The following is a 10,714-nucleotide window of genomic DNA, read 5'->3' as shown; positions in this document are numbered from 1 at the left end:
TCAGAATTAAAACACTGCTTTCGGAAGAGTATGATGGAGACAATGCCATCGTCACACTGCATGCCGGAGCCGGTGGTACAGAAGCCTGCGACTGGGTCAGCATGTTGTTCCGCATGTATACAAGATGGGCTGAGAAGCATGGCTTTACAACCACCGTGCTGGATTATCTGGATGGTGAAGAGGCCGGTATCAAGTCTGTAACAGTGGAAATTGCGGGAGAGAATGCCTATGGGTATATGAAGAGTGAGAAGGGAATTCACCGTCTTGTCCGTATTTCACCATTTAATGCGGCGGGTAAACGTCAGACATCCTTCGCGTCCTGCGATGTTATGCCGGATATCGAGGAAGATCTTGATATTGAGATCAATGAGGATGATCTGCGAATTGATACGTACCGTTCCAGCGGTGCCGGTGGTCAGCATATCAACAAGACGTCATCGGCCATCCGTATTACGCATTTGCCGACGAATATTGTTGTGCAATGTCAGAATGAGAGATCTCAGCATATGAATAAGGATAAAGCCATGCAGATGCTGAAAGCCAAACTGTATTTGCTGAAACAGCAGGAGAATCAGGAGAAGCTTTCAGGTATCCGCGGTGAGGTTAAGGATAATGCCTGGGGCAGCCAGATCCGTTCATATGTGATGCAGCCATATAAGCTGGTCAAGGACCATCGTACAGGTGCCGAGAGCAGCAATGTAGATGCGGTCATGGATGGAGATATTGATCTTTTTATCAATGCCTACCTGAAATGGAACAATCTTTTAAAAAATCAGCCGCAGGAACAATAAAACAGTTGCAATGGGGGATAATTTGTGCTACTATCGTTCTAGTAAAAACAAGTGTATTTCCTATGCGAACAAAAGGTGGATTTTATGGATAAAAGTGGCAAATATTACATTGTAAAGGAACGGGCATTGCCTGAAGTTTTACTGAAGGTTGTGGAGGCAAAGCGTCTGATCGATTCCGAGAAGGCGATGACTGTACAGGAAGCAACAGATGCCACGGGTATCAGCAGAAGTTCTTTTTATAAGTACAAAGATGATATCATTCCTTTTCATGAGAATGTTCATGGGCGGACCATTACGCTCAGCATACAGCTGGATGATGAGCCGGGACTACTGTCAGGGATATTGGGGAAGATCGCAGATTACAGAGCCAATATATTGACGATTCATCAGGCAATCCCCATCAATGGTGTTGCGTCATTGACATTGAGTATCGACGTTTTGCCGACAACAGGAGATTTTTCTGTACTTGTGGAGAGACTGAATGCAATGAAGGGCATTCACGACATAAAAATACTCGGAAGAGAATAGACAGAGCACGAAGTCTGAGTGCAGGAGGAGATTATTGTGAATATAGCTGTTTTAGGATATGGGACAGTCGGTTCAGGTGTTGTAGAGGTTCTGACAACGAATCGTGAGACAATTACAAAGCGTGCAGGTGAAGCCATTGATGTGAAATATGTTTTGGATCTGAGAGATTTTCCGGGAGATCCGATCCAGGAGAAGATTGTACATGATTATCAGGTGATCCTGGATGATCCGGAGATCAAGATTATTGTCGAAGTCATGGGGGGCATTGAACCGGCTTACACTTTTGTCAAGAAGGCTTTACAGGTAGGAAAGAGTGTATCAACTTCCAACAAGGAACTGGTAGCGAAGCATGGCGCAGAATTACTGGCACTTGCCAATCAGAAGAATGTTAACTTCCTTTTTGAGGCCAGTGTCGGCGGTGGTATTCCGATTATCCGTCCTCTGAATCAGTCTCTGACAGCAGATGAGATTGATGAGATTACAGGTATTCTGAATGGGACAACGAATTATATGCTGACCAAGATGGATACGGCAGGTGCAGATTATGATACTGTACTGAAGGAAGCGCAGGACAGGGGCTATGCAGAACGACATCCGGAAGCAGATGTGGAAGGCTATGATGCCTGCCGTAAGATTGCAATATTAACTTCTCTTGCTTATGGTATGCAGGTGGATTATGAGGATATTCATACAGAAGGCATCACGCATATTACGGAGACAGACTTTAAGTATGCCAAGGCTATGAACATGGGCATTAAGCTGCTTGGCACAAGCCGCAGAGAAGAAGGCGGTCTGTTTGCACTTGTGGCACCGATGATGATCGCCCATGATCATCCGCTTTATAGTGTGAATGATGTATTTAATGCAATCCTTGTAAAGGGTAATGCCCTGGGAGATGTTATGTTCTATGGCAAGGGTGCAGGTAAGTTGCCGACAGCAAGCGCAGTTGTTTCTGATGTGGTGGATGAAGTCAAGCATATGGGAACCCATATCATGACGATCTGGCAGCCACAGAAACTGCATCTAGTTGAATATACATTGTACAAGAGCAGATTTTTTGTTCGTGCGAAGAATGGCACAGAAGATAAAGCGAGAGCCTTATTTGGGGACATTGCCATCTGCCATGCCGAAGGTGTGGATGGTGAGTATGGCTTTGTAACAGAACCAATGACAGTGGGCGATTTTGAAGAGAAGAAATCACAGCTTGACGGCTTTATCGCTCGTATTTTCATGAACTAGTACATCGTTTCGTAAATAACTACACCAATCGCGCAGGATGCGGATTCGAGTGTGCAGGTAAAAAACGCAGGCGTAGCGGGCTACGCCGAGGCTTTTCTACCTGCACACTCGGATTCGCAGGCAAGTGAATGGTGTAGTTATTTCGAAAACGATGTACTAGCATATATAGAATAAAAGTGATCGGGGCTGCGGCAAGAATAGGATAATTTTGCTGCAGCCCCGTTGTATTCAATGAATAAAGGAGAAAAGTATGATAGATATTGAAGCAAAACTGAGCAGTGAACTGGGTGTTGAAAAATGGCAGGTGACAGCTGCAGTACAGTTAATTGATGAGGATAATACCATTCCTTTTATTGCCCGCTACCGAAAGGAAAAGACAGGGGCATTAAACGATGAAGTGCTGAGAAAGCTTTATGAACGGCTGATCTATCTGAGAAATCTTGAAGATAAGAAGCAGCAGGTCATTGCGACCATCCGTGATCAAGGGAAGATGACAGACGCTTTGCTGAAACAGATCGAGGAAGCTCAGACACAGGTGGTTGTGGATGATTTATACCGTCCATATCGTCCAAAGCGCCGCACAAGGGCCATGATTGCTAAGGAAAAAGGCCTTGAAAAGCTGGCCGTAGCGGTGATGGCACAGAATCTCGGACATCCGGTTGAAGAAGAAGCTGCCGACTATGTGTCAGAGGAAAAAGGTGTGGCAGATGTCAAGGAAGCTTTAGCGGGCGCTTCGGATATTTTGGCAGAGAGTATCGCGGATACAGCGGCTTATCGTATGTGGATCCGACAGCAGTTTGAAAAAGAGGGACGTCTTGTATCTGAAGCAAAGGATGACAAAGAAAAATCTGTCTATGAAATGTATTATCATTTTGCTGAACCGGTATCCAAAATTGCGGGACACAGAGTGCTGGCTATCAACCGTGCAGAGAAAGAGAAGATGGTCAATGTAACGATTGAAGTGCCGGAAGAGAAGCTGATTGGCTGGCTGAAAAGACAGGTTGTTCATCAGAAGAATCCTTATACAACAGAAATGATGGAAGCGGCAGCAGAGGATAGTTATCGCCGTCTGATCGCACCAGCGGTGGAACGTGAAGTAAGGAATGCCCTGACTGAAAAAGCAGAAGAAGGCGCTATGACTGTTTTTGGCAAGAATCTGCAGCAGCTGCTGATGCAGCCGCCAATCAAAGGGCAGACGGTTCTTGGCTGGGATCCGGCTTTCAGAACAGGATGTAAGCTGGCAGTTGTGGACCCGACAGGCAAGGTGTTGGATACGGTTGTTATTTATCCGACAGAGCCGCAGAAGAAAATTGATCAGGCGAAGGAAGTTCTTCGAAAACTTGTCAGGAAATATGGTATTACGCTGATTTCCCTTGGAAACGGGACGGCGTCAAGAGAATCAGAACAGGTCATAGTAGATTTTCTGAAGGAAATACCTGAGAAAGTGGCTTATGTGATCGTCAGCGAGGCAGGCGCCAGTGTTTATTCAGCCAGCAAATTGGCGACAGAAGAATTCCCTAATTTTGATGTTGGTCAGCGAAGTGCGGCATCTATTGCCAGAAGACTTCAGGATCCTCTGGCTGAACTGGTTAAGATTGATCCGAAGGCCATTGGTGTCGGTCAGTATCAGCATGATATGAATCAGAAGAAATTGTCCGAAGTTTTATCTGGTACCGTTGAAGACTGTGTCAATAAAGTCGGGGTGGATCTGAATACGGCCTCTGCGTCTCTTCTTGAGTATATTTCCGGCATCAGCAAGACTGTGGCAAAGAATATCGTGGCGTATCGTGAAGAAAACGGGCGTTTTGACAACAGAAAACAACTTTTAAAGGTACCAAAACTGGGACCGAAAGCCTATGAGCAGTGTGCAGGTTTCCTTCGTATCAGCGATGGCAGTCAGCCCCTTGATAATACGGGCGTTCACCCGGAATCCTATGAGGCAGTCGAGAAATTACTGTCTGAATTGGGCGTGGAACCGGATAAGCTGCGTGAAGGCAGCCTTCCAATTCGAATTGAAGATTATGAGAAGATGGCGGCAAAATTATCCATCGGAGAAATCACCCTGCATGATATTGTTCATGAACTGAGAAGACCGGGAAGGGATCCTCGAGAAGATATGCCGAAGCCGGTACTCCGTACGGATGTCCTGGAAATGAAAGACCTGAAGCCGGGGATGATTTTAAAAGGAACCGTCAGAAACGTGATTGACTTTGGTGTGTTTGTGGATATCGGTGTTCATCAGGATGGTCTGGTGCATATTTCACAGCTGACAAATAAGAAATTTGTCCGCCACCCGATGGAAATAGTCAGTGTCGGTGACGTGGTGGAAGTCAAAGTTATGTCTGTGGATCTTGCAAAAAAACGTATTCAGTTGACAATGATTCTTGATTGATGATACTATTATAGATTAGATACAAGGAGGCAAAATGGACGAGATTAAATTTAAAATTGCATTAAAAGTAAATGATTTGTACTATTTTATGATGCATCATTATTACAGCAAGCCTGCAGGTATCATAGGGCTGGTGCTCAGTATTGGTTCGCTTGTGCTGCTGATCACCCGATGGAATGTGACGGATGCGACGGCTAAGATGCTCTACTTTATTATTGCACTGCTGTTTACGGTCATCAATCCGCTGATGCTTTTGACAAAGGCAAAGGCACAGATTCAGCGGAACAAATCTCTGGGCGGCGGACTGGAATATATTTTATCCGATGAACATCTTTCAGTATGTCTCGGTGAAGAACGGGCAGATGTTGGCTGGAATCAGATTATCAGAGTCAAAGATAATGGCCGTGAACTACTGGTCTATATGACAGCAGCCCGGGCTTATATTTGGCCCAAGGATCAGTTGGGCGAACAGTATGCACGTGTGGTAGCATGTTTAAAACAGCATATTGATACAGGAAAACTCAAATTAAAATAATAATAAGAGAGTCAGAGTATGAAAATAGAAACATTTAGTGCGGAAGAAACATATAAAATAGGTGAACAGATGGGCAGGGAGGCCAAGGCGGGGGATGTTCTCTGTCTGGTAGGCGATCTTGGTGTCGGCAAGACTGTTTTCACCCAGGGCTTTGCGGCCGGACTGGGCATTACAGAACCGGTCAGCAGTCCGACATTTACTATTGTGCAGACATATGACGAGGGACGGATGCCGTTTTATCATTTTGATGTTTACCGGATCGGTGACGTTGAAGAGATGGAGGAGATCGGATTTGATGAATATATTTTTGGTGAGGGCGTTTGCATGATCGAGTGGGCCAATCTGATCGAAGAAATTCTGCCGCCTCATTATCAGACAGTGAGAATAGAAAAGGTACTGGAAAAAGGATTTGATTATCGGATGATAACAATCGAGGCGGAAGGAGAATTACAGTGAAGATATTAGTATTGGAGAGCTCCGGATTAGTGGCTTCCGTGGCAGTTGTGACAGAAGAGAAGCTGATCGGGGAATATACAACAAACTTTAAGAAGACACACTCGCAGACTTTGTTGCCAATGATGGATACGCTGCTGAAAATGATCGGGATTCCGGTACAGGAGATGGATGCTATTGCCGTTTCAGGAGGTCCGGGGTCTTTTACGGGATTAAGAATCGGTTCGGCAACAGCCAAGGGCCTTGGACTGGCGTTAAGTATTCCGATTATCAGTGTACCAACAGTAGATGCCATTGCATATAATCTTTGCGGAACAGATGCAGTTGTGTGCCCGTTGATGGATGCCAGAAGAAACCAGACTTATACGGGGCTATATACATTTGATGGAGATCAGATGAAGTGCATCTCCGGACAGAAAGCAGTGATGCTTGGGGAAATTATAGATGAGATTAATCAGCTGGGACGCAAAGTGATCTTTCTTGGAGACGGTGTACCGGTATTCAAACCATATATTGAGGAACACATTCAGGTTCCGCACAGCTATGCGCCGATCCATTTGACTCAGCAGAGAGCAGGTGCCCTTGGTGCACTGGCCCTTCAGTATTATCATGAAGGCAAATACGAGTCTGCAGCAGAACATCAGCCGGATTATCTCAGACTTTCACAGGCTGAAAGAGAACTTGCAGCCAAAAAAGGGCAGGAAAAAGCATGATGATAAGAAAGATGCAGTTGGATGATCTGCCTCAGGTGGCGGCCATTGAGCAAAGCCTTTTTGGTGATGCGTGGTCGGAAAAAGCTTTTCGGGATACGCTTGAGCAGGAAGAGGCTGATTTTATCGTTGCTGTGAATGCACAGAATGAGATTATCGGTTACTGCGGTGCTTACAGGGCGCTGGATGAAGCGGAAATTGTCAATGTGGCTATCAAAAAGGATCATCAGAATCACGGATATGGTGCTGAAATGGTGCAGGCCCTGATTGGAGAGGAAAAGAAAAACGGTGTTGTTTCCTTTATCCTTGAGGTGCGGCCAAGCAATCTATCGGCGCATCGTTGCTACCAAAAACTGGGATTTAGAACCATTGGTATCCGCAGGGATTTTTATGATTGCCCGAAGGAAAATGCATTGGTTATGAAGATGGAAAGTATTTCCGGTGACGAATAAGACGTATTTTTGTATAATGGACCTTGTCGAAATGTGAAAGGTTAGGAGAGGACTCTATGAAAAAATACGATGAGATAAGTAAAAAAGAAGTATATATCTGTAATTGCTGCGGACAGATGATTGCGTCGGTTGATGAATGTGACAGGGCAGCGTTTCTGGATGTCAGCAAAGCATGGGGATACTTTTCAAAGTGGGATGGCTGTATTCATCGTTTCCAGCTCTGTGAGAATTGCTATGGGAAGATGATTCAGACATGGTGCTATCTGCCGGATGAGGAAGAACAGACGGAATGGATATAACAGATAGAAAATATGTCTGTAAAACGGATGAAAATTTTGCACCGGGACGCACGGGTAAGTCTTGAAAACAGGAGCACGGCAAATAGAAAGAGGAATAATATGCTGGATTTATGTTTACTTGGAACAGGAGGCATGATGCCGCTGCCGTACAGGTGGCTGACATCATTGATGCTGCGGTATAACGGCAGCAGTTTATTAATTGACTGCGGTGAGGGAACTCAGATCGCTATTCGTGAAAAGGGGTGGAGTTTCAGACCGCTGGATATTATCTGCATTACGCATTTTCATGGAGATCATATCAGTGGTCTTCCTGGCATTTTACTTGCGATGAGCAATTCAGATAGAACGGAACCGCTGACAATGATCGGACCGAAGGGACTTGAACGGGTTGTCAAGGCGCTTAGGGTGATCGCACCGGAACTGCCTTTTGAAATCAAATTTATAGAGTTGACAGAACCGCAGCAGCAGATCAGACTGCACGGTTATGTGATAGATGCTTTCAAAGTGAATCATCGTGTTGCCTGTTATGGGTATAGTATTTCTATTGAACGTGCGGGTATGTTTGATGTGGAGAAGGCCAGACAGAATGAAGTGCCGATACCGCTTTGGAGCAAATTGCAGAAGGGTGAAACGATCCGGACGGAGGACGGCAGAATTTATCAGCCGGAGATGGTTCTGGGACCGGCACGCAAAGGGCTGAAAGTAACGTATACGACGGATACCCGCCCGACAGACAGTATTGTCAGAAATGCCCGAGGTTCAGACCTTTTTATCTGTGAAGGCATGTATGGCGAAAAAGGGGATGTCAATAATGCGGTCAAATATAAGCATATGACATTTGAAGAAGCCGGCAGACTGGCAAAACAGGCGGGAGTGAAGGAACTCTGGCTTACGCATTACAGTCCGGCTTTGAACAGACCGGAGCAGTATATTGAAGATGTACGTCAGATTTTCCAGAATGCTTATCCGGGCAAAGATAAGAAATCACTGGAATTGAATTTTGAGGAGTCATAAAAATGGATAAAGACGTTTTAATTTTGGCGATTGAAAGCTCATGTGATGAAACAGCGGCTGCAGTTGTAAAAAACGGCCGTGATGTGTTGTCTAATATTATATATTCTCAGATTGAACTGCACAAATTATATGGTGGCGTCGTACCCGAAATCGCATCAAGAAAACATATCGAAAAAATAAATCCGGTTATCACGGCGGCACTGGATGAGGCCAATGTGACATTGGAGGATATTGATGCGATTGCGGTAACATACGGTCCGGGGCTGGTTGGTGCGCTGCTCGTAGGCGTAGCGGAAGCAAAGGCAATCAGTTATGCAGCGAATAAGCCGTTAGTGCCCGTGCATCATATTGAGGGACATATTTCGGCTAACTATATAGAGAACAAAGACCTTGAACCACCATTTTTGTGTATGGTGGTATCCGGTGGACATACGCATCTTGTTCTTGTCAAAGATTACGGACAGTATGAGATCGTAGGCAGAACCCATGATGATGCAGCCGGAGAAGCTTTTGATAAGGTTGCAAGAGCCATTGGCCTGGGGTATCCTGGCGGCCCGAAGGTGGATAAGCTGGCCAAAGAAGGCAACAGCGATGCCATTACATTCCCAAAGGCACATATTCAGGGGGCTCCGTTGGATTTCAGCTTCAGTGGTGTCAAATCAGCTGTTTTAAATTATCTGAATGAGTGTCATATGAAGAATATAGAAGTTAACAGAGCAGATGTAGCGGCTTCCTTCCAGAAAGCGATCGTAGACGTCATTGTAGAACATACAATGAAGGCAGCAAAGGAATATCATATTAAGAAAGTCGCACTTGCCGGAGGCGTAGCTTCCAATAGTGCACTTCGTGGTGCCATGGAAGAAGCATGTAGCAGACGGAATATTCAATTCTACAGACCGTCACCGTTATTATGTACAGACAATGCAGCTATGATCGGGGCGGCCGGCTATTATGATTATATGAACGGCAAACGTGCGGGGCTTGATCTGAATGCAGTGCCGAATCTGAAGATCGGAGAAAAAGCATAATGACGGTAGGTGGAAAGAAAACAGCCGCTGTCGTTCTGGCAGCAGGCAGCGGAAAAAGAATGGGAACTTCCGTTCACAAACAGTATCTGCTGATTAAGGGTAAACCGGTTATTTATTATACGCTTCGGGCTTTTGAATTGTCTGAGGTGGATGAGATTATACTTGTGACAGGTTCGGATGAAATAGACTATTGCAGCAGAGAAATTGTGGAGAAATACAATTTTCAGAAAGTCCGTGCGGTTATTGCAGGCGGCAAAGAACGTTATGATTCCGTTTATGAAGGATTAAAGGCATTGTCGGACTGTGATTATGTGCTGATTCATGATGGAGCCAGACCGCTTATATCAAGTGTGCTTATTAATGCGAATATCAGTTGTGTGCAGGAGAAGGAAGCCTGCATTACAGCTGTGCCTGCCAAAGACACCATCAAAGTAGTGGATAACAAGGGCTATGTAGCCGATACCCCGGAACGTTCAAAACTGTGGCAGATACAGACACCACAGACATTTTCCTATGCCCTTGTATCAGAAGCATATCGAAAAAGAGCAGAAGCGGGGGATACCACCGTCACAGACGATGCCATGGTTGTTGAAAAATATGCCGATCATTCCATTTACCTGTTAAAAGGCGACTACCGCAATATCAAGATTACAACCCCAGAAGACCTGGTTATTGCAGAAGCCTTTTTAAACGGTGGAGACAACAGATAACGCATGCCTGTACGGGAATGTATATTGTCGTTCCGGCACTTTAAGATACTGCGGATGCCCGGAACATCCCATAAAATTTGAAGTGCCGTAATTGTTTAAATTTTTTTGAAAAAAAGTAAAATTAGTTGTTGACATTTGGCTTTTGAGATGATAATATATCTATTGTCGCGTGAGACCTTCCATGTAAGGATAACGCAATGGAGAGGTGTCCGAGTGGTTTAAGGAGCTGGTCTTGAAAACCAGTGACTCCGCAAGGGGCCGTGGGTTCGAATCCCACCTTCTCCGCTGTATCCACTGGGATACTAATTGAATATCGCTTGTTAGTCAGCTTATTTGGAGAAGTACCCAAGAGGCTGAAGGGGCTCCCCTGGAAAGGGAGTAGGTCGTTAATAGCGGCGCGAGGGTTCAAATCCCTCCTTCTCCGTTTGGTATTTCCAAAGGAGAATTGGTTGACTGAGTGAGAATGAACATTGACAGCTTAATAATAAAACAATCCCGAAAATTCCTAAAAAGAATTTTTAAGAACACAAACCAAAGTAAAACGGGAAGAGATAACAGCTAGC

At 45.1% G+C, this 10,714-nt stretch carries 12 protein-coding genes and 2 tRNA genes; all 14 read left to right on the top strand.

Annotated elements, in window-relative coordinates:
• On the top strand, positions 1-791 hold a 791-nt coding region (gene prfB, locus WMO25_RS08895; protein ID WP_349085052.1), incomplete at its 5' end, for a peptide chain release factor 2.
• Positions 792-875: 84 nt separating this feature from the next.
• Positions 876-1,319: an ACT domain-containing protein gene (locus WMO25_RS08890; protein WP_349085051.1), complete on the top strand. Its 444-nt coding sequence runs from the start codon at positions 876-878 to the stop codon at positions 1,317-1,319.
• A 33-nt stretch (positions 1,320-1,352) separates the two neighbouring features.
• Positions 1,353-2,558, top strand: a complete 1,206-nt coding sequence (locus tag WMO25_RS08885) for a homoserine dehydrogenase (RefSeq protein ID WP_349085055.1) — start codon at positions 1,353-1,355, stop codon at positions 2,556-2,558.
• A gap of 250 nt (positions 2,559-2,808) precedes the next feature.
• The gene (locus WMO25_RS08880) at positions 2,809-4,950 is read left to right on the top strand and encodes a Tex family protein (protein ID WP_435384306.1); all 2,142 of its coding nucleotides are present in this window, start codon (positions 2,809-2,811) and stop codon (positions 4,948-4,950) included.
• Positions 4,951-4,984: 34 nt separating this feature from the next.
• A complete protein-coding gene (locus WMO25_RS08875) occupies positions 4,985-5,485 on the top strand; it encodes a YcxB family protein (RefSeq protein ID WP_349085050.1) in 501 nt (166 codons plus the stop codon).
• An 18-nt stretch (positions 5,486-5,503) separates the two neighbouring features.
• Positions 5,504-5,941 carry a tRNA (adenosine(37)-N6)-threonylcarbamoyltransferase complex ATPase subunit type 1 TsaE gene (tsaE, locus tag WMO25_RS08870; RefSeq protein WP_349085048.1) on the top strand — a complete coding sequence of 146 codons (438 nt, stop codon included), beginning with the start codon at positions 5,504-5,506 and terminating at the stop codon, positions 5,939-5,941.
• A complete protein-coding gene (tsaB, locus tag WMO25_RS08865; RefSeq protein WP_349085046.1) occupies positions 5,938-6,651 on the top strand; it encodes a tRNA (adenosine(37)-N6)-threonylcarbamoyltransferase complex dimerization subunit type 1 TsaB in 714 nt (237 codons plus the stop codon). The genes tsaE and tsaB overlap by 4 nt, the downstream gene beginning before the upstream one ends.
• The gene (rimI, locus tag WMO25_RS08860; protein WP_349085044.1) at positions 6,648-7,100 is read left to right on the top strand and encodes a ribosomal protein S18-alanine N-acetyltransferase; all 453 of its coding nucleotides are present in this window, start codon (positions 6,648-6,650) and stop codon (positions 7,098-7,100) included. The genes tsaB and rimI overlap by 4 nt, the downstream gene beginning before the upstream one ends.
• A gap of 56 nt (positions 7,101-7,156) precedes the next feature.
• The gene (locus WMO25_RS08855) at positions 7,157-7,399 is read left to right on the top strand and encodes a hypothetical protein (RefSeq protein ID WP_015513948.1); all 243 of its coding nucleotides are present in this window, start codon (positions 7,157-7,159) and stop codon (positions 7,397-7,399) included.
• A 99-nt stretch (positions 7,400-7,498) separates the two neighbouring features.
• Positions 7,499-8,413 (top strand): ribonuclease Z, encoded by a 915-nt coding sequence (locus WMO25_RS08850; RefSeq protein WP_215690076.1) that lies wholly within the window; start codon positions 7,499-7,501, stop codon positions 8,411-8,413.
• Between the two features lie 2 nt (positions 8,414-8,415).
• Positions 8,416-9,441 carry a tRNA (adenosine(37)-N6)-threonylcarbamoyltransferase complex transferase subunit TsaD gene (gene tsaD, locus WMO25_RS08845; RefSeq protein WP_015513951.1) on the top strand — a complete coding sequence of 342 codons (1,026 nt, stop codon included), beginning with the start codon at positions 8,416-8,418 and terminating at the stop codon, positions 9,439-9,441.
• The gene (gene ispD / locus WMO25_RS08840; RefSeq protein WP_349085041.1) at positions 9,441-10,151 is read left to right on the top strand and encodes a 2-C-methyl-D-erythritol 4-phosphate cytidylyltransferase; all 711 of its coding nucleotides are present in this window, start codon (positions 9,441-9,443) and stop codon (positions 10,149-10,151) included. Before tsaD ends, ispD begins: the two co-directional genes overlap by 1 nt.
• Before the next feature lie 199 nt (positions 10,152-10,350).
• Positions 10,351-10,436 (top strand) — tRNA-Ser (locus WMO25_RS08835).
• 50 nt (positions 10,437-10,486) lie between these two features.
• Positions 10,487-10,575: transfer RNA gene (locus tag WMO25_RS08830), tRNA-Ser, on the top strand.
• Positions 10,576-10,714 lie beyond the last annotated feature (139 nt).

The organism is Coprococcus intestinihominis, from assembly GCF_040096555.1.
Lineage (GTDB): Bacteria > Bacillota > Clostridia > Lachnospirales > Lachnospiraceae > Coprococcus_A > Coprococcus_A intestinihominis.
This window is presented reverse-complemented; position numbering and strand designations above follow the sequence as displayed.